Source organism: Embleya sp. NBC_00896 (assembly GCF_045207785.1).
In the GTDB taxonomy this organism is placed as follows: domain Bacteria; phylum Actinomycetota; class Actinomycetes; order Streptomycetales; family Streptomycetaceae; genus Embleya.
Map to the genome: position 1 here is coordinate 2,653,713 of NZ_CP108776.1, position 25,180 is coordinate 2,678,892.

Annotated in this window: 23 protein-coding genes and 4 pseudogenes; 3 read left to right on the top strand and 24 right to left on the bottom strand. The window is 67.7% G+C overall.

Features of this window, described 5'->3' with window-relative positions; genetic code table 11:
* Positions 1 to 38: 38 nt before the first annotated feature.
* The gene (locus OG928_RS11775; RefSeq protein ID WP_406282759.1) at positions 39 to 443 is read right to left on the bottom strand and encodes a plasmid replication, integration and excision activator; all 405 of its coding nucleotides are present in this window, start codon (positions 441 to 443) and stop codon (positions 39 to 41) included.
* 180 nt (positions 444 to 623) lie between these two features.
* Here OG928_RS11775 and OG928_RS11780 point away from each other — a divergent pair, with 180 nt between their 5' ends.
* A complete protein-coding gene (locus OG928_RS11780) occupies positions 624 to 1,376 on the top strand; it encodes a GntR family transcriptional regulator (protein ID WP_406282762.1) in 753 nt (250 codons plus the stop codon).
* Positions 1,377 to 1,799: 423 nt separating this feature from the next.
* Here the strand turns inward: OG928_RS11780 and OG928_RS11785 are convergent, their stop codons facing one another.
* The 3 genes from OG928_RS11785 to OG928_RS11795 are packed head-to-tail and all read right to left on the bottom strand — an operon-like array spanning position 1,800 to position 2,941.
* The gene (locus tag OG928_RS11785; RefSeq protein ID WP_406282765.1) at positions 1,800 to 2,111 is read right to left on the bottom strand and encodes a hypothetical protein; all 312 of its coding nucleotides are present in this window, start codon (positions 2,109 to 2,111) and stop codon (positions 1,800 to 1,802) included.
* The gene (locus OG928_RS11790) at positions 2,104 to 2,394 is read right to left on the bottom strand and encodes a hypothetical protein (protein ID WP_406282768.1); all 291 of its coding nucleotides are present in this window, start codon (positions 2,392 to 2,394) and stop codon (positions 2,104 to 2,106) included. The genes OG928_RS11785 and OG928_RS11790 overlap by 8 nt, the downstream gene beginning before the upstream one ends.
* 19 nt (positions 2,395 to 2,413) lie before the next feature.
* On the bottom strand, positions 2,414 to 2,941 hold the full coding sequence (locus OG928_RS11795) for a hypothetical protein (RefSeq protein ID WP_406282771.1): 528 nt from the start codon (positions 2,939 to 2,941) through the stop codon (positions 2,414 to 2,416).
* A 129-nt stretch (positions 2,942 to 3,070) separates the two neighbouring features.
* Between OG928_RS11795 and OG928_RS11800 the strand changes: the two genes are divergently transcribed.
* A complete protein-coding gene (locus OG928_RS11800; protein WP_406282774.1) occupies positions 3,071 to 4,222 on the top strand; it encodes a helix-turn-helix transcriptional regulator in 1,152 nt (383 codons plus the stop codon).
* Here OG928_RS11800 and OG928_RS11805 read toward each other — a convergent pair.
* The 13 genes and pseudogenes from OG928_RS11805 to OG928_RS11865 form a co-directional block, all read right to left on the bottom strand.
* Complete coding sequence (locus OG928_RS11805) at positions 4,208 to 4,792, bottom strand: NUDIX hydrolase (RefSeq protein WP_406282777.1); 585 nt, start codon at positions 4,790 to 4,792, stop codon at positions 4,208 to 4,210. The two genes, OG928_RS11800 and OG928_RS11805, sit on opposite strands and share 15 nt — an antisense overlap.
* Positions 4,793 to 4,893: 101 nt before the next feature.
* The gene (locus tag OG928_RS11810) at positions 4,894 to 5,448 is read right to left on the bottom strand and encodes an NUDIX domain-containing protein (protein WP_406282780.1); all 555 of its coding nucleotides are present in this window, start codon (positions 5,446 to 5,448) and stop codon (positions 4,894 to 4,896) included.
* A 318-nt stretch (positions 5,449 to 5,766) separates the two neighbouring features.
* Positions 5,767 to 7,560, bottom strand: coding sequence for a DUF262 domain-containing protein (locus OG928_RS11815; RefSeq protein WP_406282783.1), 1,794 nt, complete (start codon positions 7,558 to 7,560; stop codon positions 5,767 to 5,769).
* 871 nt (positions 7,561 to 8,431) lie between these two features.
* A pseudogene (locus OG928_RS11820) lies at positions 8,432 to 9,840 on the bottom strand (tyrosine-type recombinase/integrase).
* Entirely contained in the window at positions 9,807 to 10,016 is a 210-nt protein-coding gene (locus OG928_RS11825; protein ID WP_406282786.1) for a helix-turn-helix transcriptional regulator, read from the bottom strand. The pseudogene OG928_RS11820 and the gene OG928_RS11825 overlap by 34 nt, the downstream one beginning before the upstream one ends.
* Positions 10,013 to 10,645 (bottom strand): replication initiator, encoded by a 633-nt coding sequence (locus OG928_RS11830; protein ID WP_406282789.1) that lies wholly within the window; start codon positions 10,643 to 10,645, stop codon positions 10,013 to 10,015. Before OG928_RS11830 ends, OG928_RS11825 begins: the two co-directional genes overlap by 4 nt.
* An 11-nt stretch (positions 10,646 to 10,656) precedes the next feature.
* Positions 10,657 to 11,126, bottom strand: a pseudogene (locus OG928_RS11835) (IS5 family transposase); the annotation flags it as partial.
* Positions 11,127 to 11,162: 36 nt separating this feature from the next.
* Positions 11,163 to 12,380 (bottom strand): hypothetical protein, encoded by a 1,218-nt coding sequence (locus tag OG928_RS11840; protein WP_406282792.1) that lies wholly within the window; start codon positions 12,378 to 12,380, stop codon positions 11,163 to 11,165.
* Positions 12,381 to 12,574: 194 nt separating this feature from the next.
* A complete protein-coding gene (locus tag OG928_RS11845) occupies positions 12,575 to 13,579 on the bottom strand; it encodes an MBL fold metallo-hydrolase (RefSeq protein ID WP_406282795.1) in 1,005 nt (334 codons plus the stop codon).
* Positions 13,580 to 13,652: 73 nt separating this feature from the next.
* A pseudogene (locus OG928_RS11850) lies at positions 13,653 to 13,841 on the bottom strand (helix-turn-helix domain-containing protein); the annotation flags it as partial.
* Positions 13,842 to 13,941: 100 nt separating this feature from the next.
* Positions 13,942 to 14,163 (bottom strand): annotated as a pseudogene (locus tag OG928_RS11855) (cyclic nucleotide-binding domain-containing protein); the annotation flags it as partial.
* Between the two features lie 182 nt (positions 14,164 to 14,345).
* Positions 14,346 to 14,549, bottom strand: coding sequence for a DUF397 domain-containing protein (locus tag OG928_RS11860; protein ID WP_406282798.1), 204 nt, complete (start codon positions 14,547 to 14,549; stop codon positions 14,346 to 14,348).
* Positions 14,546 to 15,445: a helix-turn-helix domain-containing protein gene (locus OG928_RS11865; protein ID WP_406282801.1), complete on the bottom strand. Its 900-nt coding sequence runs from the start codon at positions 15,443 to 15,445 to the stop codon at positions 14,546 to 14,548. The genes OG928_RS11860 and OG928_RS11865 overlap by 4 nt, the downstream gene beginning before the upstream one ends.
* A 135-nt stretch (positions 15,446 to 15,580) precedes the next feature.
* On the opposite strand from OG928_RS11865, the gene OG928_RS11870 reads away from it, so the two are divergent.
* The gene (locus OG928_RS11870) at positions 15,581 to 16,189 is read left to right on the top strand and encodes an ATP-binding protein (RefSeq protein WP_406282804.1); all 609 of its coding nucleotides are present in this window, start codon (positions 15,581 to 15,583) and stop codon (positions 16,187 to 16,189) included.
* Here OG928_RS11870 and OG928_RS11875 read toward each other — a convergent pair.
* From OG928_RS11875 to OG928_RS11905, 7 genes are all read right to left on the bottom strand, one after another.
* Positions 16,182 to 17,834 carry an SWIM zinc finger domain-containing protein gene (locus tag OG928_RS11875; protein ID WP_406282806.1) on the bottom strand — a complete coding sequence of 551 codons (1,653 nt, stop codon included), beginning with the start codon at positions 17,832 to 17,834 and terminating at the stop codon, positions 16,182 to 16,184. The genes OG928_RS11870 and OG928_RS11875 overlap by 8 nt on opposite strands.
* A gap of 43 nt (positions 17,835 to 17,877) precedes the next feature.
* The gene (locus OG928_RS11880) at positions 17,878 to 18,312 is read right to left on the bottom strand and encodes a MarR family winged helix-turn-helix transcriptional regulator (RefSeq protein WP_406282809.1); all 435 of its coding nucleotides are present in this window, start codon (positions 18,310 to 18,312) and stop codon (positions 17,878 to 17,880) included.
* 149 nt (positions 18,313 to 18,461) lie between these two features.
* On the bottom strand, positions 18,462 to 19,721 hold the full coding sequence (locus OG928_RS11885) for a flavin monoamine oxidase family protein (protein ID WP_406282812.1): 1,260 nt from the start codon (positions 19,719 to 19,721) through the stop codon (positions 18,462 to 18,464).
* 16 nt (positions 19,722 to 19,737) lie between these two features.
* Positions 19,738 to 21,396: an amidohydrolase gene (locus tag OG928_RS11890; RefSeq protein WP_406282815.1), complete on the bottom strand. Its 1,659-nt coding sequence runs from the start codon at positions 21,394 to 21,396 to the stop codon at positions 19,738 to 19,740.
* Between the two features lie 243 nt (positions 21,397 to 21,639).
* Complete coding sequence (locus tag OG928_RS11895) at positions 21,640 to 23,118, bottom strand: amidase (protein WP_406282818.1); 1,479 nt, start codon at positions 23,116 to 23,118, stop codon at positions 21,640 to 21,642.
* A gap of 253 nt (positions 23,119 to 23,371) precedes the next feature.
* Positions 23,372 to 24,217 (bottom strand): ABC transporter ATP-binding protein, encoded by an 846-nt coding sequence (locus tag OG928_RS11900; protein ID WP_406282821.1) that lies wholly within the window; start codon positions 24,215 to 24,217, stop codon positions 23,372 to 23,374.
* Positions 24,214 to 25,179 carry an ABC transporter ATP-binding protein gene (locus OG928_RS11905; protein WP_406282824.1) on the bottom strand — a complete coding sequence of 322 codons (966 nt, stop codon included), beginning with the start codon at positions 25,177 to 25,179 and terminating at the stop codon, positions 24,214 to 24,216. The genes OG928_RS11900 and OG928_RS11905 overlap by 4 nt, the downstream gene beginning before the upstream one ends.
* Position 25,180: the final 1 nt, after the last annotated feature.

The window sequence follows — 25,180 nt, forward strand, 5'->3', positions numbered from 1 at the left end:
CTCGCACCAGGGCCGCGCCTGTCTCACACGACGAGCCGTCAGGCCGCCGTCGTCTTGATCGCGCTCTTCAGCGGCCCACCGGGAGCCCGCAGGCCCGACGCGCGGTAGGAGAACGCCACGCGGTTGGTGGACTGGTTGAGGTAGGCCGTCACCGTCAGGCCCTCGAACTCCACCGGCCGGAACGGCAGCCCCGGCAACGTGTCCGGCAACACCGGCTCCGCGTCCGCCGCGACCTTCACCTTCACCGTGGACTCGTTCGCGTCCGGGTCACCGTCGACCACCGACACCGCCCACACCGGAAGCCCCGTCGTCTTGTCCCGCGCCTGAACCTTCACTCCGCCCTTCGACGCCTCGAAGTCCGCCACCGCAGCCACCGACTTCGCGAACGCCCCGAACGGGAACACCGCCGCGAACGTCACCGGGATTGCACCCTTGATCGCCATTTCGGATCGCCCTTCACAAGCTCAGAGGCACCGCTTCGATCGAAGAGGTTGCCAACCCGTATTACGGGCTGACTTCAGGATGGAGACCCGTACTACGTCTTGTCAAGAGGCAAGTCCTGCGGGATGCTGCCGAAAGGAAGCGCGGGATCCAGCCCGCTCGGAGGACGCCGGAGGAATCCCATGGAGCCAGCACGCAAGAAGGCCCGGTATCACGAGATCGCCGACTACTTGCGCGACCGGATCATGGACGGCACGTTCCCCGCGGGGCAGCCGCTTCCGAGCGAGGAGCAGTTGGCGAAGGAGTTCGGCGTCTCCCGCCCGACGGTCCGCCAGGGCATCACCGAGCTGCGCGCCGTCGGCCTGGTCGAGGTCCTCATGGGTCGCGGGATGTTCGTGCGCTCACCACACGCCAGGCCGAACATCACCCGTCCGCGTGGGGTACGCCGAGACCGCGACGGCCGCTACGTCGAGGCCGACGCCATCCGTTGGACCACACAGGACGAGCCCGTAGCGACCCGCACGGACGCGCCCCTCGTGTTGGCCGACATGCTGCGCGTACCACCGGGCGAGCCGATGTTCACGTACGACGAGTTGCAGACCGCCGACCACGGCCGCCTACGCCAGGCACACCGCACCTACGTACCGTTCTCCGTCCTGGAGAACACGCCGTACGCCGACACCGCACCCCCGCCGGCACCCGCGCTCTACGCCGCCCTGGAGAAGGCCGGCCACGAACTGCACTGGACCGAGAACGTGCGCAGCCGGATGCCGCTCCCGGACGAGGCCACCACTCTTCGATTGGCCGATGGGGTACCGCTGTTCCACGTCCTGCGTCTGACCCTCAATCAGCACGACCGGCCCTTGGCCCTCGAAGAGTTCAAGATCTCCAGTGACGACCTGGAGATCTCGTACGGATTCGGCCCTTCGTCGTGAGTGATCCCCGTCCCCTGTCGGAGGCTCTGCCCGAGCTCTACATCGAGTTGGTCAGGCTCCTGCACACCGAGGGCGAGCATTCGTTGGCCGGCGACCTGCACATGGCGCGCTTCCACGGTTGGTGTGACTGTGGGGACGATTTCTGCCAAAGCTTCAGGACAGCGCCTGCCCCGGAGGGCTCCTTCGGCCCGGGCCATCGCACGGTCTGCCTTCTGGGCGAAGAAGACAGAGCCATGATCAACCTCGATGTGGTCCACAAGTCCGTCGCCTACGTCGAGGTCATCGGCCGCCCGAGCCTGCCCACGCAATTCCGCACACTCTGAGCCGGCACCGAGCACGCGAGAACTCCCCGCCCGAGGTCCAGGGACGGGGAGTTCTCTATTTCGGCCGGAGGGTGGTGGGTGGGCTCCGGCCGAGCTTCGGTCAGGCCGCAGCCGGCTTGTCGTCGTGTGCGGGTTCCTGCGCGCACGGCAGCCTGTCGATTTGGACGCACATCCCGAGCGTCAGGGCTTCCGCGAGCCGGGTGGCCGCGTCACTGGTCACGCGGCCGAGCCGGACGTGTCCCTTGCCGACCACGTTCACGTCACCCTGCAAGTAGGCGAAGTCGTTCGCCAGGCCCAGCAACCTCAGCTCTTCGGCCAACTCACGGGCGGCATCCCGCGCATCGGACCAGCCCCGGACGTACGGAACGCCGGGCCGGAGGAAGTCCGCGCGAGCGTCGTTCTTGTCATCCATGGTCGTTCTCCCCTTCGCTGCCCTCCGTCGCGAAAGCCTCGTCGCCCAGCGCCTCACGAGCCGCCCGCAGCAGCGCCGTCAGTCGGCGCGTCGTGGCCGGAGTGACCCGCCCGAGATTCACGATCCCGCGCCCGAAGGCGTTCACGTCGGCAGTCAGAAACGTGAAGTCCGCTTCCATACCGGCCGCGACCAGCACGTCGCGTAACCCCATCACCGCGGAACGAGCCACGTACCAGGCGTCGCCGTCGTCGTCCATGCCAAGTGCCTCATCCGAATCGCGCACCGTTCCGCTCCTTCGGTAGTTACTGGTACGAAGGCGCCGGCGGCGGCACATCGTCTACGGGGAAGGCCACGCCTTCACTGGCCACTTCGGCGAGCTTCGCCGTCAAGGTGGGCAGCTCGAAGGTGTGGGTGCCGGGAGGGCCCGGCAACCGGAGCCACCGCACCCGCGATCGTGCCAAGCTGTCCTCGTCCATGACCGGTACGGGTGCCAGGAGGTACCCCTTCAGGCCGAGGCACCGGGTGCGATAGCGCGCGTCACATGCCAAGGCAACGGTCAGTGGCTGCGACTTGGGATCGCGGTGGACGAGGAATCCGACCTTGGCCACGCCGCAGTCCAGAAGCGCCCCACCAGCCGGGATCGCGTCGCGGTCGTAGAAGGCCAACACCCTTTCGCCGACCCGGCGGTGCGTCGTCACCAGGTCGAATGTCTTTCCGATGATCAGCGGGTACGGAATACCCGGCGCCTGATCCCAGGACTGAAGGCAGTCCCGAGGATCGTCCGCCGCTTCGGCCAGCCATTCCAGCGTGTGCAGGATCGTGTTTTGCACAGTGTCGCCCCCTTCAGGGCATCTGTGTTTGGTTACTGTGCGTTCAGAGTTGACCGCGCGGCGCGGTGCGCGGAAGATGACACGGACTCGACCAGGGGGACATGTCCCCCTGTCCCCTTGGGGGCGACGATGGAGAACGAGGCCCTTCCGCGCTACGCACAGCGCCTGCGACGACTCCGCAACGAGCGGGCTTGGACGCAGCGCGAACTCATGCGCTCCATGCGGCAGACCGCAGCCCGACACGGCACCAGGCTCGTCCAGGACGACAGCCTCAAGCGCCGCATCTCCGACTGGGAGAACGGCCGCAAGCCGCCCGACGAGCGCTACCAGGCGATCTTGTGCTCGGTGTACGAAGTCGAGCCGGAAGACCTGGCGTTCGACGAACCGAGCCCGCACGCGTGGGGCAAGCCGGATCCGGGAGTCATCGAACTGATGACTCGCCTGGAGAGCGCCCGCGCCGTCGATGACGAACTACTGGCGCTGTTCCGCTTCCAGACCAACGCCATCCGACTCAAGGACCGCCGCTTGGGCGCCGCGGTCGTGGCCGACGAAATGAGTGCCCACATAGGCCAGGTCGACCAGCTGCTCAAGCACGCGATGCTCCCGAAGCAGCGGGCCGGCTTGGCGCACGTGCTGGCCGACGCGTCCGCGCTCGCGGGATGGCAGGGGGTCGACACCGAGTCGCTTCATGAGTCCTGGGAGCACTTCGAGCGCGCGAAGGCCGCGGCGAGCATCGCTGAGGATCCGAGCATCCTGGCCTTCGCGACAGCCGAACAAGCTTACGTATTGCTGGAGTTGGGCCAGGCCGAGTCCGCCCTGCAACTCATCCGATACGCCCATGGTGAGAACCGGACGCGGCTGCCTTCACTGACCCGGAGTTGGCTGTACGGCGCCGAAGCAGAGGCTCACGCGGCCTTGGGCGACGGAGCCGCGTCGATGAACTCCATGGACATGGCCGCAGCAGCCCTGCCCCCGGACCCGAACGACCCGGACCTTCCCTTCCTGGCCCTCAACCTCGTCCACTTGGCCAGGTGGCGCGGATCCTGCCTCGTCCGTCTCGGCGACACCGAGGTCATCGACAGCCTGACGAACGCACTTGCCGGGATGAGCGGCTTCACCAGGGCGGAGGCCGGTCTCCGGTGCGACCTGACCGAAGCGCTGATCGCCCACGGCCGCACCGAAGAAGCCCGCATCCACTGGAACGAGGCCAAGAAGCTGAGCACCGTAGCCGCATCGGCCCGGTCCCGCCGCCGCCTCGTCCGCCTGTCAGAACGACTCTGACGACTCATCAAGCTTGGCGCCCCCGCGGGAAGCCAGGACGTGCAGCAACCCGATAAGCACGCCGGAGTTCCAGATCCGCCCCTTGGCGATCAGCCCAGGGATATCCGCGAGCGGAACCCACTCCATGCGCGCCATCTCGGTCGTCTCCGTGGGCTGGGCAACCTGAGTTGCCCCCTCCCCCACGAACACGTCATGCCACGAGTCGACCATCCCAACCATGGGCTGGAACCGCGCCACATGCCGGAAGGTCGCCGGCCGGTAGCCGGTCTCCTCAAGCAGTTCGCGGAGCGCCGTCTCCTCCGGATCCTCCCCGGGATCAACCAGCCCACCGGGGATCTCCCACCCCCACCGGTCCGACACGAACCGATGCCGCCACATCATCAGCACTCGATCCTGATCATCGATCAGCACCGTCATCGCCGCAGCATGCAGCTTGATCACGTGATGCTCGAACCGCTCCCCATCAGGCAGTTCAACGTCAGTCAGGAAGACGCGCATCCACTCGTTGTCATAGATGATCCGTTCGCCATGAACGACCCAGGCCGAGGAAGTGTCATCGTCAGTAGCCACACAGCGACGCTACCGGCCAAGCCGCCCTCAGGCCGGCCCCGGCGAAGATCGTCCGAACTTCGATCCTGAGCCCAGAGCAACGCTTGAGGACACCAAGTCCATCAAGATCCCCGGATGAGTTGCGTCTGCATGAGCCCGACGAGCGTGCCCGAACTCCAGATCTCCCCACGCTGGATCAGCCGGGAGATCTCGCTCAACGGCACCCACTCGTTCCGCTGAGATTCGGTCACCTCGGTCGGACTCCCGGCCCTCTCCGCACCTTCACACAGGTACACGTCGTGCCAAGAGTCAACGACGCCGACGATCGGTTGAAACCGAGCAATATGCCGCATCGACCGACACCGGTAGCCGGTCTCCTCGATCAACTCCCGAAGTGCGGTGTCCTCCGGGTCCTCCCCAACGTCGACCAGGCCGCCAGGCAACTCCCAGCCCCACGAGTCCGCCACGAAGCGATGCCGCCACATCAGGAACACGCGGTCCTCGTCATCCAGCAGAACCATCACGGCCGCCGGCTTGAGCTTGACCATGTGGTGCACGGCCCGATCTCCACCCGACAGCTCAACGTCCGCCCGGAAGGCCCGCACCCACTCGTTGTCATAGACAACCCGCTCACCCAGAACACGCGGAGACATCGGAGCGTCATCGTCGGTAGCCACAGAGCGACGGTATCGGCCCAGCCACGCCCAGCCAGGTCTCGGCACGGATCGAGCCGAAGCAAGTACCGTCACCCGTTGCCGAATTGAGCTCTATTGGATCAAGGTCGCCGCGCTCCGCGCGCCGCGGGGGGCTACGCCGCGCGTGCGGCGTAGCCGCCGTTCCCGGCGTAGCCCCCCGCCCAGTGCGGGCCAGCACGAGAAAGCTGGCAACCCAACCGCCATGCTCCACGACGGCGGGGCAAAGCGTTTCCGCCCTGGATCCACCTTCGCTTCGTTGTACTTGGAGGCGATTTCACAAACGAGCGCGGCTGCTCTTTGCTATGCCTGGAATCGCTTGGCGAGAGCAATGATGCCTTGGCCAATCACGGCATTTGTTTGAGGGCCTACCCTCTCGAAAAATTCATTCTTGTACGTTACAGGACTGCCCATCGATGTCGGCTCTATCCGCCAAATCAAGAATCCATTGTAGCGAAATGGGACCAGACTACGCGCTAGATGACTGGCGAATGTCGCATCCAAATCGGAACTCTTGATACGTTGCGCCAAATCTCTCCACATTTCATCTACTGATTTCTTCATTGCCGACAGCTCATGTTGCGTCCCAGTGACGAAGAAGCCGTCACGCTCATGAGCCTTAATTCCAGCGAATCTCTCTAGCGCCAGAGCGTCAGCCTCGTCATCAGCCACACCAACAAAGATCACGCCACGAGCCGCAGGGCCATGGTTGGCCATGGCACTCGCAGTTCTCATGATCTTTGCAAAGCTCTGGTCATCAAAGCTCGCGCTGTCATTTACTCGACAAAACCCCTGCTTGAGCTCAAATAGCGAATCCTCGGTCAGAGCCATCGCCAAGGCGGCCTCGAAGCGCACCGAATGTTCCCTGACCTGCGAACCGCCTTCAACACTGGGCTTGAACTCTTTCTGCAAGCGAGTCTTCGCCATCTGAATCAGCTCGCTTTTCCTCTCAGCTCCCCAGTCACCACCCCCTGACGGAACTCTCAGATCGGTATCCCAGAATCCATCAATCGCTTTCAGGAAACTTTCTTCGCTTTTCAGTTCCATTCCATCATCGTGAAGCAATTGGGCCACTGCAACGAATAGGGCCTGAAAGTGTCGCGGGATACCCCGATAGTTCTGTTGCGTCACCGTCAAAGCAGAGAATGGTTTATTTGACTTCGCGAGCACATTTCGGAACAGTTCCAAAGTCTCAATAAATCGATTCTCCAATTCTTCCTCACCGATGGTAGCGATCCGTCGATGGACCAGGTCAGCGGCCGTAGCGGCGCGATCGTTCTCAATTCCATATGCGGAATCTCGATAGCGCGACCCGGTGGAAGCAGGACGCTCTAGGATCAAGTCCAGTAAGATATCTAGAATCAATTCTTCATCGCGTGATTCGCGCACGGATTCACGCGTAAGGATCCCCTGCTTGACCCAAAAGATATCGTCTACAAAGATGCCATACGGTAGCTCATTGTTGGTGATGCTAATTTTCGGCATTTCAGAAAGCGGTACAAAATCAGTCAGGGACGCGTCTCCGCGCACCGTCGCGCTGATTCGTCGAACAACCCCAGCAATTACCTGAAGCGCTCCGGCTTGTCTAATCTCCTGGAGACTCAAGTGCCTACCGCTGGAGTTGATCCTCCGGAAAACCTCATCAACGGATTCATCGCTCGCAGATCGATAAACGGAGACCGGGAGTTGATAGTTGGCAATCTGACGACATTTCTCGCGGTCAAGCATAGGCTGTTTCTGCTCAAGCCCTCCTTCATCCAATCGAATCTTAGTGTCGGCCAGCGTCGCCAAGTCGAAATATTTCCCATCGAGAGGAAATTCATTTTCGATAAACGCAAATGCAGAATTGAGACGCTGGAGCCCGTCGATGACTTCCAATTTTCCGGCAAACGTGCCTGCTGACTCTGCGAGCAAAATCAGAGGGATCGGAAGTTTGCGAGCAATGGAATCGATCAACCTTTCTTTTTCTTCAACACCCCAAACCAGTTTTCGCTGGTAACGGCGGTTGACCAAAAACTTGGCGTTCACATAGTCGTTGTAGAGCTGTTGAATACTCTCGCCCTGTACGGAGAGTTCCGTGGAGACGCCTGTAGACACGCTGGCTCCCTGCTGTCCATCTGTCTAACGAGATCCACGTCTACGGCCAGACATGGTGGACGACCAGGGTATCGCTTATTCCTTCTAAATTCAGGGGATCTACTCAGGCGCGCCGAAGACCCCATCGCGGTGAACTGGTCCATTTTCCCCCCGACGTCCTCCGACCTGAACTGATTGATCACAGCTTGTCCTGCCATGATGGAAACGGCGTGCCGCTCCGGCTAGCCATCTGGGAGGGAATCGCAGCTGCGCTGCGAGCCGGCTGGGGGCCGGCGACGCGACCTTTGGCCGCGACCGGGGCGCGCTCGTTGCGCAGGACACCCGTTGGTGCTGGGCTTTGGGAGTCGGGCCGCGGTTGCCGAGCACCTGGGTTGTTGGTCGGGTTGCGTGACCCGCGCGCATAAACCACGGCATGCCACCCGGTCCCCGGCATGCCGTGGACCGGGTGCGTGGGTTGGGTTTTGGGGGCAGCTGACTGGTTGTGCAGCATGCGTGTAATGATCTTGGAATTGGGTGGGTCGCCAACGCGTTCCTGTGCAGGTCAGGGGCCGGTTTGGGAATTGCGCTCACACCCGCTCCGGAGCCGTGTGCGCAGGTTCGAATCCTGCCAGGGGCACACAGCGTCACCAGGATCAGCAGCCACGGAGCCACGTGAGCTGCTGTTTTTGTTTTCGGCCTCTTTTTCGCCGTCACGATGTGTGTCACGCGGCGCAGGCGACAGCAGGCATAGGACGGCTGCTGTGCAATATACGTGCAATGATCTTGAGGACGTTTCCGCAGGTCACAGAGCGTTTTCGGGGTATTCGCGGGACAGCCGTGACATGACGAAAGCCCCAGAGTGATCCGGGGCTCCCTGTCACCTGACGGCTGATCAGTCCTCGTCACCGAGGCCATCCGAGATGCGCTTGTTGATCAGGTCGCGCTGTCCGTCGATGCACTTGGCGTAGATCTTCAGGAGCACGTCCACCGAGTGCCCAAGCCGTTCCGCGACTTCGGTGGCCGGCACTCCCGCGTTCAGCCAGAGCGACGCGCAGGCGTGCCGAAAGTCGTACGGCCGGGCCGCCAACGGTGACGTGACCTGCTCCTCGGTCAGCGCGATCCGGCGTGCTTCCTTCCACACCCGGGAGTACGAGGACGAGGCCAGTACGCCGCCCCGCTCACTCGGGAAGAGTCGGCCATCGGGTGCCGTCACGAACTCTTCGATGTGCGCGCGGAGCATCGCAACGAGTTGCGGAGGGATCGGCACCGGACGCGTGTCCTTGTCCGCCCGCTGCTTCAGGCCCCGCTCGTCATGCGCGTCACCGTTGTCGGTCCAGATCTTGCCGGCCGCGGGGCGGGTCGTGTGCAGGGTCAGCGAGCCCCAGCCCGATTCCGGTAGAACGCAGTCGGCCCGCCGGAGGTTGACCGCTTCGGCCGGGCGCGTCCCGGCGTAGTAGAGGACCGCGAAGAACGCTCGCAGTCGACGCCCGCCGGCCCGCTTGTGGCCACCCACGTAGGCGACTGCGGTCAACAGCTCACGAGCCTGCGTCGGGTTGGCGACCGCCCGCCGGTCCACCGAGGCAGCAACCTTGACCCGCTTGCGCTTGATCTTGTCGATCGGATTCACGGCGAGGTGTTCGAGCTCCACGGCGTAGTCCAGGACGTTGTAGAGGACCGAGCGCTTCCGCCGCAGCGTCTCGGCGCCGGCCGCGGTGCCGTCGAGCTTGAGCCCGAGAGCATCCAGCACCCCATGCACACGCTTGGCGTCTTCGAGTGCGGTGATGAGCAGCGACGCCTTCTCGATCCACGCGACCGCCTTGGCGATCTCACCGGGCCGATCGATCTCACGTCGCGTCGGAGGCAGGAGGAAAAGCCGGAGCGCGCGGCGGAGTGTCTTGACGTCGGGTCGCCCCTTGGCGTCGGCCACGAGCGCCGGGAGAGCGGTAGCGAGGGCACCGTCATGCTGTCGCGCGACTTGGCAGCCGCATTGGGCCACTTCATGTCCATGTACGTGAGAGCGAACGACAGGAGCGAGGTGGCTTCCTTGGCCTTGACCATCGACTCGGGAAGACCGCTCACCAGGTCGAACGCTTCCCCGTCCTCCGCCGCGCGGATCAGGCGTGAGCGGAATCGGTCGGCCGGCCCTTTCGTCCCGAACGTCGCCGACTGCCGCTCGGTCCCCACGAGCCACCGCAGCACATAGGAGGGCTTCTTGCTGCTCTGGTTGCGGGCGACGGCCCAGATGCGGACCTTGTACGTCTTGTCCGTCACGCCACTTCCTCCGCCCGCGTGTCGAGCCATTCCACGAACGCCTCACGCGTGATGCGGAGTTCGCCGTTGGGGAGCTTGTGGCAGGCCGGAGCGAGACCGAGTTCACGCCGGCGGTAGAAGGTCCGGCGAGACAGGCCGCCGAGCGCTTCGAGGACTTCCGGAACGGTCAGGAGTTCGACATCGGGAATCTTGGTCTTCCTGCTCATGCCGCCCTCCCCTGGGCAGTTGCCGAATTGTCGAGCGGTCCGTCTGCGCGGGCTTTCGCGTCGTCCATCGCCTTGCGCCACCGGACACGTTCAGCGACCGCCCGAAGGAGCCGATGAGAAAGCGGGGCGACGTCCGGGTCGTCGCGGCCGACGGGTTGCCAGATGAAACAGTTGGGGTCGGGGACGTCGGCGGGTTGGCCGATGAGGTCGAGGACCCAGGCGCGACGCTCGGTCTTGTGGTCGGCCATGGTCTTGCCAGACCATTTGCGGGAGACCAGGACGCGCCGGCCGCCGTAGCCGAGGTGGGTCCGGCGGTGGGCCTTCGACTTGCAGCAGCCCGGACGCAGACCCGCACGCGCGTTCTTGAGCTGGACTCCGTACAGGAGCCAGTTCGCACAAGTCGCCGAGCACGGCTCGTACCGCAGCGCTTCCGTCAATCGGTCCACGTGTGCGTTCTGGGCCCCACTGTGGGCCTCGTGGGACTCGTGCGCGGACTTGTTCAGGTACTTCGTCAGGTAGCCGATACAGCGCCGCGCATCCGGCGAGCCGACCAGGACACCCTTCGCATCCACCTGAGTCCCGAAACGCGCGACGTGAATCGGCTCCGCGTGGTTACCGAGGTCGTCCAACGTCGCCTGCCGTCCCCGGCCTGGCCGGGGGTGATGACGAACGCGAGTGGTCGGCAGTTGCCGTCGGTCGCAAGGTGGACTTTCGTGGTCAGTCCGCCGCGGGACCGGCCGAGGGCGTGGTCGGCGGGCTCGCCTGCGGGCACCCCCTTTTGCGGGCGCCTGCGGCGTGCTGGTGGGCGCGGACGATCGTGGAGTCGACCGCGACGACCCAGTCCGGGTCCTCGTCCGCGTCGGCCTGCGCGAGCAGCGCCGTGAACACCCGGCCCCACGTGCCATCCGCCGCCCACATCCGCAACCGGTCGTGCACACCCTTCCACGACCCGAACCGCTCGGGCAGGTCCGGCCACGGCGTCCCGGTGCGGTGCTTGAACGCGATCGCGTCGATCACCTCTCGGTGGTCACGCCATCGACCACCCCGCTGCGGCACACGATCCGGCAACAACGGCTCGATCCGCGCCCACTGCACATCACTCAATCCCACACGTCACCCAACGATCAGATGATCCGAAGGATCGGCCTAGGTGGCAGGCAGCGTGGCTGCTTCGGCGCGTGCCGCGTCGGCTTCACCGGTGCGGCGGAGCTGCCGGAGGCAATCGCTCAGTGCGAGCAGGCCGTCGCTCAGGTTCTGTTCCGCGCGGCGGACCTCTCTCAGCGAGGACGAGAGCTCCTTGTGCCGCCGCTCGCGGAGGTATGCCTCGGAGTAGCGGTGGTCCCAGTCCCAGTCGTCCTCCGCCTCCAGTTCCCGATGGCGTCCCCGATGGGCGTCCGCGCTATCGCGATAGAGCCGCACCGCCTGCTCGGCGGCGGCCAACGCGGGCTCCGGCGCGCCCAGTTCGAGCAGGCGGACCCCGAAGTTGTACCAGGTGTTCTCCTGGTACATCGTGCACCGCCGATTCCGCATCCTGCGCATGGCCTCGATGATGCACACACGCGCCGCCTCGCCCTGCCCGCTCCGGGCAAGCCGTTCGCTGTGCAGGTCGACGGCGTCAAGGAAGTGGACCGTCGCGTCGCCGCGCCGCCACCAGACCTCCACGACCTCGGCGCTCACCTCGGCGGCTTCGGCGACGCGGCCGGCCTTCTCCAGGAGGTCGGCATGGGTCGCCAACGCGTGGGCGAGCGCGATTTCGTCCTCGTCGCGCACCGCAGCGCGCGACCGCCCGCGGATTCCGGTCAGCTCGTCGACGACCGACTCCAGGGCCTGCTGATGGCGGCCGAGCTTGGTGAGGAACCACGTCCTCCAATAGCGCGCCTCCCGCGCCTGGGCCCCGGCATGCCTGCCGGCCGGCGCCATCCGAAGGAGCTCTTCGACGGCTTCCAGGGCTTCCTCGTACTGTCGGCAGTCGTAGAGGTTCTCGCGCAGTGCCACCAGCGCATCGACGATCCGCTTGTCGCCGGACGAGGACGTCGACGCTTTCGCGGACTTCGCCGACTTCGAGGACTTGGTGGCGGAACGCTTTGGCCTGCGGTACGTCAGTTCCTCCCGGCGGGCCAGGCCGGCGAGGTCGTCCCAAGCCAGTGTGGCCAGCAGTTCGGCGAGCCGGCCGAGTGCATCGGGCAGGGCGGTCGGCGTGGGCCACTCCGTGGAGGGCCGACCGCGCATCTGGACGACCTTGTCGAGTTCCTCCCGTGCCCACCGCACGGGTTTGTCCTCCCGGACCAGCCCTCGGTAGCGGGCCGGATCCACCTGCCGTTGGAGCATTGCGGGCTGGAGCAGCTTGGCCCCTTTCGCGTCCATCCCCTGTGTCTACCACCTGAGTTCGCGTGTCGAGTGGTCAAGGCCAGACGGACGAACCAGGCCGGGCGGCGATCTGCGCTCAGCGGATGCAGACAGACAGGTTCCCTGTACTGCGGCTGCTCACCGGGCGCGCGCCTCCACCCGCCGCACGGGAAAGCTGCCCGGACGCAGACGCAGAGGCGACCGGCGCAAGCTCAGCTGTCAGCAGCACGCGGCTGGTGCTGTTCGGGAAGCCGGCTGTCCGGGTGCGCCCACAGCACGACATTGTCCGGGATCGGAGTCCGGTCCACGGATCCGTGCCCCGCTGTGAAGAACTCCAGTACCTCGCGGTCGGAGTGCCGCAGGCTGAAGTGGATCAGCACGAACAGTGTGTCCGGGTGCGCTTCGACGACCGGCCGCAATCGACTCCAGACCGTGTGGCCGTCCCGGTCCGCGCGCCCGAGCTCCGCGTCGTGGAGGAACGTGCACTCGGTGATGATCACCGGGTACGCGAACAGCCAGGGATTGCGTTCGAAGACGTCCGTGTGCGTGTCGCCCAGGTAGGCGAACAGCGGCCGGTGGACCTCCTCGTCCACCTCCACCCCTTGCCTTCGGCGTTCGGCCATCTCCCGGCCGAACGCCGCGCCCCGGCCCTGCGCGACCAACGTCCGCCGCAGTTCCTCGAATTCGGGACGCAGCGCCTTGCGCCTTTCGGAGAAGGCATATCCGACGCACGGCACCTTGTGCACGCACTCCACCACCCGCACCTGATGCCCGGCGCGCCCGAATGCGAACACGTCGCCACCGCGCACCCCGTGCAGCCGGTGGCCCATGAGATCGGGGTCGAACGCCGTCCCGTGATTCAGCTCGGCGCACGAGCGGATGTACGACTCCACGTATGGCACGGCGTCGGCGGGCAGGTAGATGTCCGTCCCGTCCGGCCTCGTGGCCAGGAAGTCGAGGTCCTTGGCGTGGTCGTGGTGCGTGTGTGTCAGGAAGACCGTGGCCGGCTGCCGTCCTTCGCACAGCCCCGCGTCCAAGGCACAGCGCAGTTCGGGGACATGGAAGAACGTCTTGTCGCCGGCGCGCGAGTAGCCGGTGAGCGTCAGCTCTGTCCCGGGGATGCGCCACGTCTTCCACTGCCGAAACGGATGTCCCTGCTGGAGGAGTTCGGGATGAACGGGGGCATTCGCGGGAAGCGGCGCAGCCGCAGTCGACATGGGGCCCTCCAAGGTGGCGCGTTGCCATTCTGCGATGAGCTGCGTATCTTCGCACGCCCCGCGACCGATCGGTGATCACGAAGTGGCGTCGCTCGTCCGTTCCGATCGCGCCCATCTCCTTCAGGCGGCGCACCGCTTTCACCACCGACTCGCGGGAGGCGGCGACGGCCGCCGCCAAGTCGGTCCCGGTCAACCGAATCCCGAGACGAGTCCCGCCGCGCGTGGGCTCGCCACACTGAACGACCGGATAGAGCAACCGTTCCGCGACGCGCTCGGTACCGCAACCGCTGGACGTCGGCCTCCCGCAACCGCCGAACCATCACCAACAAACACGTGATGGACACCCTGGGATGCCTTTCGAGATACGTCACGAAACGCGCCGGGGACATCGACCACACCTCGACCGGACCAAGCGCCCGGACGGTAGCCGAATGCACGCTCCCGTCCAGCATCGACATCTCCCCGAAGACCTCGCCCGCCTCCCGGTACGCGAGACCCACCTCCGGCCCGGCCTCGGCCGCCGTAACCACCGTGACGCGACCGCTGGTAGCAGCAACGCGTGTGCCGCGTGGTCCCCTTCGCACATGAGCGCGTCACCGTCCGCGTACTGCCGCAACCGCCCCAGCGCCTGCTCTGTACGGCGTTGCCGCAACGGCCGGCGGAGGCGACGCTCGCGGCTCGGCCGGCCGACCTCGATGGCGCGGCGGCGGCTCTGCGGGAATCGGTCGGGTTCTTGTCCCTGTAGGGCCGCCGCCGTGCCTTGGGGTCAGCGGGCGGTGGAGGCGAGGAAGCCGGTCCAGGCGTTGGGGGCGAAGGTGAGTCGGGGGCCCTGGTCGACCTTCGAATCACGGACGTGGGCGGCTTCGGGGGCAGCGGCGAACTCGACGCATTCGCCGCCCTCGCCGCTGCTGTAGCTGCTCTTGAACCAGGTCAACGGGCTTGAGTGACGGGCGTGGTCCTCGATATTCATAGTGCTCCCAGCATTTTCTCGATCAGGGTCTGAGACTCCTGCGGGGTGAGCGCCTGCCCTCGGATGGTTCCATATTTCGCTCCCAGCACGCGCACCTCCTCGGGGTCCGAGATCAGCCGGCTGATGTGCTGGACCTCGACGTAGGCCACCTGCGGTTTGCCTCTGGGCGTAAGAAGCGTGAACGGACCGGCGAGCCCGGGGTGTTCGCCACGGTCGGTGGGCATCACCTGAAGCTCCGAGTTGCGCAACTGCCCAAGGCACAGGAGGTTCTCCAGCGTTCCTCTGTATACGGCAGCATCCCCGATTCGCCGCTGGAGCACGGATTCCTCGATGACGTAGCTCACGGTCGGAGGCGGCCATCGAGTCAGGATCTCCTGCCGTGCCAACCGTGCCGTTACGCGCTGTTCAATGGTCTCTTCGTCGAGTAGCGGCCTTTGTGAAGCGAAGACTTGCCTCGCGTAGGCCTCGGTTTGAAGGATGCCGGGGATGGCCATCGTGCTGTAGTAGTTGAGCTCGACGGCCATGTCTTCCTGCCGCGCATAGTCCCTGAACCAAGCCGGGTGGCGTACCCGGGCCTTCGCCTTGGCCTTGGCCACGTCGTCTTTCGTGGCCTTCAACAACCCACCCGCGCCCAACAGGTCGTCCGCCGCATCCAGGAACTCCGGCTGGGGCGTGCGCCGTCCTCGCTCCACCGAGGAGATCTGCTCCTCGCCGTAGCCGAGCCGATCCCCCAACTCTTTCTGCGTCAGTGCCGCCCGCTCGCGCAGCAGCTTCACCTGCTTGCCGATAGCCCGGAAGAAGTCCGCGGCACCATCCGTCTCCTCCGGCGGCTCCGGCCTTCGCTCCCCGCCCGCCACGTCCTCGCCATTCGCACTGGCACCCGTCACAGCGTCCACCGCCTCACCTGCGCGCGCGTGCGTCATCGGTCACGGCCCGCAGCCCGGACAACCAACCGCAACCGCCCGTACGCATACGCCTCGTACCGACTTCGCCCCTGGTCACGGTACGTCCGCAGAGCAACGCTCTGTGTCATGAAGTCTGAAATCTCCCCCATCCGGTTCGCGCTCTCCACTGCGCATTTCGTTCGCCGGTTCGCCTCGACCACCTTCGGTGCCCGCGCCGCCCGTCTCGTCGCGGTGGAACAACTCGCCGCGTGGGGCCGGCCGCAGGAGTCGGATGCGTCCCGAACGGTTGCCCTGCTCGTGGCCGAACTCGCCGCGAACGCCGTGACCCACGGAAGGGGATCCGACCACGGCTTCGAACTTCGCCTGGCGATCGAGTCGGCTCGGCCGGGGCCGGCTACTTTGCGGGTCGAGGTCTCGGACCGGCATGACGGGATGCCGACCATCCACTCGACCCTTCCCGCCGACACCGCCGAATCGGGTCGAGGTCTGCTCCTCGTCGACGCTCTTGCGACCAGTCGAGGCGTCGAACGCAGGCACCCCGCTGGCAAGATCATCTGGGCGAAGCTCGAACTGCCTGCACTGGCGAACCCCACCGCGCACACTGATCCGCTCGGCGGCGGTGAGAGCACGGTCGGGCGGTCAGCCGATCGGGCCGAATGGTGCCGGTTCCCCAGTTGCGTCCGGCTCCAGACGAGCTTGGGGAGGTTCGCTCAGACGTTCCAGAGCCTCAAATGAGGCCGCGGCGGGCGAGTTCGGTGGTCAGGTTGCGTTTGCGGTGGTGGGTGGTGCGTAGCGTGGTGAATTCGGCTTGCCATATGGGGTCGCGGTTGGTGGCTTGGGCGGTGTTGCGGGCGCGGGACAGGAGGTCTGCGGCTTGGGCGTAGGCGTGTTTGGTTGTGGTTTTGATGAGGGCGGTGGCTTCTCGTAGGTAGATCTTGAGGGCGTCATCCGGGCGGGTGGTTTGGTTGGCGTCGGCGAGGTGGAGCCATTGGGTGCGGGTGGCGCCGAGGGTTTCGGCCGCGTGCCAGGCTTCGGTGAAGCGGTCTTCGGTGAGGAGGATGTCGATCAGGGCTTGGGCCGCTCGGGCGCGGGTTTGTGGTTGTTCGGCAGCGTCTCGTAGTGCTTGTAGGGCCTGGGCGCGGTAGTGGTCGGCTTCTCCGGCCGCCGCTGCGGCTTCGAGGAGTTGGTGGTGTGCCGGGACGCTGAGTCGGTGTCGGAACTGGTCCCAGCGGACTTTCAGGGCGTCGGCGTAGCGGCCGGCGGTGGTGTAGCGGTGGGTCAGGTAGTCGGCGAGCCTGGGTTCTTCCGGGTGTTCGGCGGCGCCGCGTTCGGCCCAGGTGAGGGCCTCGTCTTCGCGGCCGGCTTCGGTGAGTGCGTCGGCGATGCGGAGGTAGGCGTAGCCGTGGGTGAGGTCGGTGGCGAGTGCTTCGACGAGGGCGTCGGTGTCTTCCTGGGCCTCGGCCAGGTCTTCCCGTAGGTGCTGGATCAACCATCCGTCTCGGTTCCCAGCGGACCCGGCTTCGCGCAGGCGCGCGGCATAGTGCGCGATGCCGGCGTCCCCCAGCGGCTGCGTGTAGTCCTGGATCGCCAGTTCCGGCCAATTGTGGTTCGCGAGTTGGAAAGCGAGGAGCCAGTCGGCCAGTTCGACGGGGTCGGGCGAGGCCGTCGCGCACGCTTCGGCGTGCAGTTCGACCAGTGCCTCGCCCTCCTCGGTGATGCCGCCGTCGGAGTCGTCGATCGCCTCGATGGCGGCGCCGATCAGGGCCAGGGCTCGGCCGGCGAGGTCCATGACGGCGACATGGTGGCCGGCGGCGGACAACTCCCCCAGCGTCTCGGCGATGTCGGCGACCGCCCCGGCGTAGGTGTGGGCGCCGTGCCGGTCCAGGTAGCCGTAGGTACGCAGCGAGCGGCCCAGGTGCTCGCGAATCGCCGCGATGTCCGGGCCGGCACCGGCGTCGGTACGGGCCGCGCGCAGGTGGAGGCGGCGGCGCAGGTCGGGATCGCTGCCGGCCGCCTCGTCGAGGAGGTCGACGAGTTCGCCGTGGTCGAGCGAGGCGAGGTAGGCGCGCAGATCGATCGCGGCGCCCTGGGGTTCCCCGACCGGACCGGCCTCGGCCGTACGCAGGAAGACCAGGCCGACCGCGACGCAGTGCTTGCAGAAGTAGCCCTGGTCGCCGTACGGGCAATCGCACTCACCGGTGAGATCGTCCGGCCCGTATTCGAGGACGACGTCGTAGGTGTCGTTTCCGTACACCACGGCGGTGATGACGCCGGGGCCGTCCTCGGTCAGATTCGCGACCGCGTCGAGGTAGCCCTCGCCGCGCTCGAACGACTTCGATCCGGCGGCGTCGAGGAGGTCTTGCTCGGTGAATATCGACACGGCCTACATCAAACCGCATTCGGCCCGACCCGCCACCTCGCTTCTACTCGCCGAGTGTGCCGGACAGCCGGCGCAGCGCCTTGAGCAGGTTCGCCCGGTCGGGAACATCCGCGAAGAAGGTCGCGTCCGCCGCCTCCACCGCGCGCATGGCCTTGGCGGCCAGGTCGGCGCCGGGGGTGGTGATGTGGAGGAGCTTCGCCCTGGTATCGGTCGGGTCGGTGGCTCGGGTCAAGTAGCCCTTGGATTCCAGGCGGCGCAGGACTGGGGAGACGGTCTTGACGTCCATGCCGGCGTGGGTGGCCAGGGTGAGTTGGTTGGGCTTGGCGCCCTGGGTGTCGAGCCAGTACAGGCTGGCCAGCAGCACGAATTGAGGGTGGGTCAGGTCGAGCGGGCCGAGGGTGGCCGCCATCGTGCGCTGCCATCGCAGCGTCGTGTGCCACAGGAGGAAGCCGGGACTGTCTTCGGGGGTCAGCGGCATGTCGGACCTTTCGACGTCGGCCTCGGGATCGGGATCGACCTCGGGTCGATTATCTGTGCGTCGACTATCTCTGTCATGGTTATCTTGACATGACTGAGGGGTGGACATCGCCTCCTCCGCAGACGACGCCCACCCCAGTCGGATGCCCGCTACGCGAGCAGGTCGCGCACTGCCTCCGCGGCGTCGTGGCCCGAGAGAACCGCGCCGTCCATGTAGCCCTGGGACGTGCGTGCGATGTCGCCGCCCGCCAGGACCACCCGCCCATGTGGCTCCCGCGCCGCCGCGAAGAGGGGCCATTGGCCCGGGCGGGGGGCTACCCACGTGCCCCGCGCCAGTGGGTCGGCGGACCAGTCGTGGGTGAGCACCTCCAGGATGCGGGCGTCCGGGTACAGCTGCCGCACCGCCGTCTCGATCGAGGCCCGGTCGGTCGGGTCGAAGCTCTCGGCGAGGCCGAAGACGACGGAGACGTCCTCCCCGGCGTTGTACGCGGCGAGGATGCCGGGCGGCCAACAGGCCGCCTTGGCGTCGACGGGCATCCCGGTCGTCCGGGCCGCCACCTTCACCGAGCGGCCGGCGTGGCCCTGCTCGGCCAGTGCCGCCACCGCCGGCGGCAGCGCGGGCTCGAAGGCGATCGCCGACCACGTGTTGAGCGGCGCCGCGACCACCGCCGCCGCGGCCGTCACGGCGGTGCCGTCGGCCAGCCCGAGCGCCACGCCCGGCCCCTCCTGACGCACCGCCACCACCCGGGCCCCGAACCGCAGTTCGGCGCCGAGCGAGGCCGCCATCGCCAACGCCAACGCGTCCGCGCCGCCCACCGCCCGCTGGTCCTCCCCGCCGAACGCGGCCGTCGGGTCGCCGCCCAGCGCGACGATGTCCTCGATCACGCCCACCGCCGAATACTCCTCGGGGCGCGCGCCCATCAACGCGGCGCCGAGCACCGACAGGTACGCCGCCGCCCGCGCCGGCAGGCCCTCAAGCAGCTCGCCGTATGCCACATCCAACCCCGCCGGCGCCTGCGACGGTGTCAACTCGGCGGCCAGCGAGGTGAGTTCCTCGACCAACCCCTCACACGCGGCCAGGTCGGCCCCGACCAGAGGCATCGCGCCCTCGGACACCTCACCGTCCAGCGACCACACCTGACGTGTCGCGCTCTCCCCCGCCGGCACCAGCTCCACGCCGTAGCGTTCGTACTCGGCCATCAGCGCCCGGTGGTACTCCGCCGAGATCCACTCCGCACCGAGATCGACCCGAACTCCCGTACCGGGGAAGACCTTCGACCACGTCCGGCCGCCGACCCGATCGCCCGCTTCCAGGACCACCACACGCAGCCCGGACGACGCGAGCTCCCGCGCCGCCACCAGACCGGCCAGGCCCGCGCCCACCACCGCCACGTCGTAGGCCGCGGTCATCGCCCCTCCCCCGCGGTCACAGCCCTTCCCCCGTGTACACGGCCGCGCCCTCGACATACGTCCCCAGCACGCGCGTGTCGCCGATCTCCGCCGGCGCCCCCGCGTACGGGTCGCGGTCCAGGACGACCAGGTCGGCGAGCTTGCCGACCTCGATCGTGCCGGTGTCGTGGTCGCGGTGGTTCACGTACGCCGTGCCCACCGTGTACGCCGCGAGCGCCGCCGTGAGGTCGATCCGCTGCTCGGGCAGGAAGACCGTGTCCGACGGCTCGGCAAAGGACGGCAGGACCCGGTTGACCGCGGTGTGGATGCCCCACATCGGGTCCGGCGCGCTGACCGGCCAGTCGCTGCCTGCCGCCAGCGTCGCGCCGGAGCGCAGCAGGTCGCCGAACGGGTATTGCCACGCGGCCCGTTCGTCACCCAGGAACGGGATGGTCAGCTCGTCCATCTGGGCCTCGTGCGCGGCCCACAGCGGCTGCATGTTGGCCGTCACGCCCAGCTGCGCGAAGCGCGGCACGTCGTCGGGGTGGACCACCTGGAGATGCGCGATGTGATGCCGGTGATCCGCCCGCCCATTCGCCGCGAGCGCCTGCGCGAAGCCGTCCAGCGCCTCGCGCGCGGCCCGGTCGCCGACCGCGTGTACGTGCACCTGGAACCCGTGCGCGTCGAGCAGCGTGACGTGCTCGCGCAGCGCCGCCGGGTCCACGAAGCTCAGTCCGCTGTTGCCGGTGTGGCAGCCGCAGCCGTCGAAGTACGGGTCGTTCATCGCGGCCGTGAAGTTCTCCGCGACCCCGTCCTGCATGATCTTCACGCTGGTGGCCACGAACCGCCCGACCGACGAGGAGGCGCGGAGTTCGAGCAGCCGCTCCAACTGCTCGGCGCCCTGGTCCCGTTCCCACCACAGCGCGCCCACGACGCGCGCGGTCAGCTGCCCCGAACGGGCCGCCGTCAGATAGGACTCCAGCGGGTCCAGGCCCGGATGTGCCGAACCGACCATCGCGTCCTGCCAAGCCGTCACGCCGACCGAGTGCATCCGCGCCTGGCCCGCGAGCAGCGCGCGCAGGCCGTCGGCCGCGTCCAGGCCCGGCACGAGGTCGCCGACCAGCGCGGTCGCGCCCTCGTGCAGGGTGCCCTGCGGGGTGCCGTCCGGCTCGCGCTCGATCCGCCCGTCGGCCGGATCCGGGGTGTCCCGCCCGACGCCCGCGAGTTCGAGCGCGCGGGTGTTGACCCACGCGCCGTGGCCGTCGGCGTTGATCAGGAACGCCGGGCGGTCGGGCACGATCGCGTCCAACTGCTGCCGGCTGGGTGTACCGCCCGCGAACGCCTCCATGTTCCAACCGCCGCCGCTGATCCACTCCTCGTCGGGCCGGGCGGCCGCGTACGCGCGGATCAGGGCGAACGTCGAGTCCGCGTCCCGCGCGTCCGAGAGGTCGCAGCGGATCAGCGTCATGCCCGCGAGGGCGGGGTGTACGTGCGAATCCTGGAAGCCGGGCACGAGCGCGCGGCCGGTCAGGTCGATCACGTCGGTGCGCGAACCGATCAGCTCGCGCACATCCGCGTCGTGCCCGACGGCCACGATCCGCCCGTCGCGCACGGCCACCGCCGTGGCCCGGCGGCGCGCGGCGTCGATCGTATGGACCGAACCACCGCGGAAGACGACATCGGCAGGGGTGGACATGGAACTCCTTGTACCTAATTGCATTGATTTACACCGAAAGATCGAGAACCCGAAGCCGAGAGCCCAAGACGAGACCCGCGAACAGAGCCCAAGCACGGAGCCCGAGAACAAACCGAGCTCAGCCCGAGAACAGAGCGCGAGCTCAGACCGAGCCCAACCCGAGAACAGCCCAGGACAGCCCGAGCCCAGCGCCCAAGAACAGCCGAGAACAGCCGAGAACAGCCCGATCCCAGCCCAACCTGCTCAGAGCGCCGGAATACCCGCGCCCACGTAGTCCCACGGCCGCACCCGCTCCAGCGCCGCCGCCACCCGGAACACCATCTCGTCGTCGTAGAACCGCCCGACGATCTGCACCCCGGTCGGCACTCCGCTCGACGCGCGGCCCGACGGCACGCTCAGCACCGGACAGCGGCTGGCGATGTTGAACACCGTCGTGAGCGACGCCTCCAGGTAGTGCTCCAGCTCGACGCCGTTGATGGTGACCTTGGTCGAGGTGTAGTCGTCGTCCGCCAGAAACGCGGGGATCCCGGCAGTCGGGCACAGCAACACGTCGTACCGGTCGAGCAGTTGCCCCAACTCGGCCTGGATCGCGGCCTCGCGCTCCAGGCCCGCGAGCAGCCCGCCCCGCTCGGCGGCGGCGACCGTGTCCTCGGCGAACTGGAGTGTGTACGCGTTCAGTTGGTCGCCATACTCCTCGGCCACCCCGCGCACCCATGACCCGAAGATCGCGCCGAAGTGGATCATCGCGGTGTCCATCACGTCCCGCCGGGTGATGGCCACCGGGACCTCCTCGACGATCGCGCCCGCCGCGCGCAACGCGTCCGCCACGGCACGCGTGTTCGCCTCGACCTCGGGGTCGATCAGCCAGTCCCCCAGCGTGATCGAGAGCGCCACGCGCAGCCCCTCGATGCCCTCCGGCGCGGTGGGCAGGACCAACTTGGGGCTGAGCGCCACGCCGTCGAGCGGGTGCGGGCCGGCCAGCACGTTCTGCAGCAGCGCGCAGTCGGCGACCGTGCGCGCCATCGGACCGTCATGGCAGTACGTGTCCAGGTTGAACGGCGGCATCGCCGGAACCCGGCCGTACGGCGGCTTGAACCCGACCGTGCCGGTGAACGAGGCGGGGATGCGGATCGAGCCGCCGATGTCCGAACCCGTCGCGAGCGTGGTACTGCCGGCCGCGAGCGCCGCACCGGCGCCGCCGGACGAACCACCCGGGGAGAAAGCCAGGTTCCACGGGTTGCGGGTGATGCCCCACAGCTCCGAGCGGGTGAACGCCGCGCAGCTGAACTCGGGGGTCGTGGTGCGCGCGTGCACGATGCCGCCGGCCGCGAGCACCCGCTCGACCACCGGGTGCGTGACCTCGGCGATCTCGGCCGCGAACGCCACCGAGCCCTCGGAGCTGATCCGGCCCGCGATGGGCTGCTCCTCTTTGGTCGCGACCGCGAGCCCTTCGAGCGGTCGTGGCGCGTCGCCCTTGCCGGCGTAGCGGGCCTCCGCCGCCCGCGCGCCGGCCATGGCTTCGTCGTAGATCCGCTCGGCGAGGCAGTTCACGCTCGGCTCGACGGCCTCGGCCCGCTCGATCACGGCGGTCATCAACTCGACCGGTGAGAGCGTGCGATCCCGGAAGCGCCGCAGCGCCTCGGTCGCGGGCAGGTAGGCCAGTTCGTCGACCACGGCCGAGGTTCGCTCGGTACCCGCCGCGAAATCGGTCTCGTTGCTCATGACTGGGTCACGTCCTTCCGATCACAAAAATCACTACACAAAGTCACTGCGCGCGATCACCCCGTGAGACCCCTGCACGAGATCACCGCGCAAGCCCATCGCCCGAACCCACCGCGCGAGGCCCCCGAGCCCTCACCGCCCGAACTCACCGCCCGAACTCACCGCGCGAGTCCACCGAACTCATCGCACGAGCCCCCCGAGCCGAGCCCACCGAGCCCCCGAGCCCACCGAGCCCCGAGCCCACCGCCCCAACTCACCCCACGGCGTCGGCCGCCAACGCCCGCCGGTCGGCTGCAATCCTGGCCGGGTCCCACCCGACCCGCGGCACGGAGTCGAGCAGCAGCCGGGTATAGGGGTGCTGAGGATTCGTCAGCACCTCCTTCGTGCGGCCGGCCTCGACGATCCGGCCGGCCCGCAGGACCACCACGTCGTCGGTGATGTGCCGGACGACCGCGAGGTCGTGGCTGACGAACAGGAAGCCCACCCCCGCGTCCCGCCTGATCCCGGCGAGGAGTTCGAGGATCTGCGCCTGGATCGACACGTCGAGCGCGGCGACCGCCTCGTCGAGGATGAGCACCGTCGGCTCGGCCGCGAGCGCGCGGGCGATCGCGACCCGCTGACGCTGACCGCCGGACAACGCCTTCGGCAGCGCGGTGGCCTCGCGCGCGCCCAGGCCGACCTGGTCCAGCAACTCCGCCACCCGCGTCGCCCGCTGATCCTTCGTCAGCGTGCCGAAATGCAGGCGCAGCACCTCGTCGACGCACTCGCCGACCGCGATCCGCGGGTCCAGGGACAGGTACGGGTCCTGGAAGACCATCTGGATCTCTCGCGCGCGGGCCAGCCGTTCGGTGCGGTTGCCGGTCCGCGTGGCGCGCTCGTGGCCGCCCACCCGGATGCTGCCCGAGTCCGGCGTGGCCAGACCGACCAGCATGCGCGCGGTCGTGGTCTTGCCGCAGCCGGATTCGCCGACGATGCCGAGCGAGCCGCCCGGCGCGAGCGTGAACGAGACCCCGTCCACGGCGGCGTGGTCGCCGAACGTCTTGCGCAGGTCGGTGACTTCGAGCGTGGTGTCGGCCGCGCCCGCGGAGCGGTTCGTCACGTCAGGATCCCCTCGTCGGCGCGGAAACAGGCCGCGTAGGCGTCGTCGTGCCGGGTCAGCGCGGGTGCCTCGTCCGTGCACCGCGGCTGTACATGCGCGCAGCGCGCGGCGAACGCGCAGCCGGTGGGGGCCTCGGCGAGCGAGACCGGGCGGCCCGGGATGGCCCTGGGCGGTCCCGCGTCCGGATCGAGCCGCGGCGTCGAGGCGAGCAGGCCGGCGGTGTACGGGTGTCGCGGCTTCGCGAACAGGCCCTCGGCGGTCTGCGTCTCGACGATCCGGCCCGCGTACATGACGTAGACCCGATCGCAGACCGCGGCGGCCAGTTCGAGGTCGTGGGTCACGAACAGCATGCCCGTGCCGCGCTCGGCCTGGAGTCGGGTCAGGATCCCGATCACCTCGGCCTGGGTGGTCACGTCGAGCGCGGTGGTCGGCTCGTCGGCGAGCAGCAGTGACGGCTCACCGGCGAGGGCCGCGGCGATCACGACCCGCTGAAGCATGCCGCCCGAGAAGTGGTGCGGGTGGCGTCGCATCGCGCCCTCGGGGTCGCGGATGCCGACCGCCTCCAGGAGTTCGAGCGCGCGCGCCGCGGCAACCGCGGGCGCGATGCCGGCGGCGCGCATGCCCTCGGTGAGGAAGTCACCGACCCGGCGCATCGGGTTGACCGACGCGCGCGGGTCCTGGAAGACCATCGCCACTTCGCGCGAGCGCAACGAGCGCAGGCTCGCCTTGTTCAGGCCGAGCACGTCCCGCCCGTCCACCCGGACCTCGCCGCTCACCTGTGCCTTCGCCGGCAGCAGCCCGAGTACGGATCGGCACGCGACCGACTTGCCCGAGCCGGACTCGCCGACGAGGCCCACGCTTTCGCCCTTTTCGACCCGCAGCGACACGCCGTCGAGGATCGGGCGCGCGGCCCGCCCCTCGGGCAGACGCACCGTCAGGTCGTCGATTTCCAGAAATGCCATG

What these genes read in the sequence shown, in the direction of transcription:
- OG928_RS11870 (WP_406282804.1), top strand. Translation starts at nt 15,581, where the DNA reads ATGAAGTCTGAAATCTCCCCCATCCGGTTCGCGCTCTCCACTGCGCAT.
- OG928_RS11845 (WP_406282795.1), bottom strand. Translation starts at nt 13,579, where the DNA reads ATGTCGACTGCGGCTGCGCCGCTTCCCGCGAATGCCCCCGTTCATCCC.
- OG928_RS11885 (WP_406282812.1), bottom strand. Translation starts at nt 19,721, where the DNA reads ATGACCGCGGCCTACGACGTGGCGGTGGTGGGCGCGGGCCTGGCCGGT.
- OG928_RS11785 (WP_406282765.1), bottom strand. Translation starts at nt 2,111, where the DNA reads ATGGATGACAAGAACGACGCTCGCGCGGACTTCCTCCGGCCCGGCGTT.
- OG928_RS11780 (WP_406282762.1), top strand. Translation starts at nt 624, where the DNA reads ATGGAGCCAGCACGCAAGAAGGCCCGGTATCACGAGATCGCCGACTAC.
- OG928_RS11775 (WP_406282759.1), bottom strand. Translation starts at nt 443, where the DNA reads ATGGCGATCAAGGGTGCAATCCCGGTGACGTTCGCGGCGGTGTTCCCG.
- OG928_RS11800 (WP_406282774.1), top strand. Translation starts at nt 3,071, where the DNA reads ATGGAGAACGAGGCCCTTCCGCGCTACGCACAGCGCCTGCGACGACTC.
- OG928_RS11860 (WP_406282798.1), bottom strand. Translation starts at nt 14,549, where the DNA reads ATGAATATCGAGGACCACGCCCGTCACTCAAGCCCGTTGACCTGGTTC.
- OG928_RS11825 (WP_406282786.1), bottom strand. Translation starts at nt 10,016, where the DNA reads ATGAGCAGGAAGACCAAGATTCCCGATGTCGAACTCCTGACCGTTCCG.
- OG928_RS11890 (WP_406282815.1), bottom strand. Translation starts at nt 21,396, where the DNA reads ATGTCCACCCCTGCCGATGTCGTCTTCCGCGGTGGTTCGGTCCATACG.
- OG928_RS11905 (WP_406282824.1), bottom strand. Translation starts at nt 25,179, where the DNA reads ATGGCATTTCTGGAAATCGACGACCTGACGGTGCGTCTGCCCGAGGGG.
- OG928_RS11880 (WP_406282809.1), bottom strand. Translation starts at nt 18,312, where the DNA reads ATGCCGCTGACCCCCGAAGACAGTCCCGGCTTCCTCCTGTGGCACACG.
- OG928_RS11840 (WP_406282792.1), bottom strand. Translation starts at nt 12,380, where the DNA reads ATGGACGCGAAAGGGGCCAAGCTGCTCCAGCCCGCAATGCTCCAACGG.
- OG928_RS11895 (WP_406282818.1), bottom strand. Translation starts at nt 23,118, where the DNA reads ATGAGCAACGAGACCGATTTCGCGGCGGGTACCGAGCGAACCTCGGCC.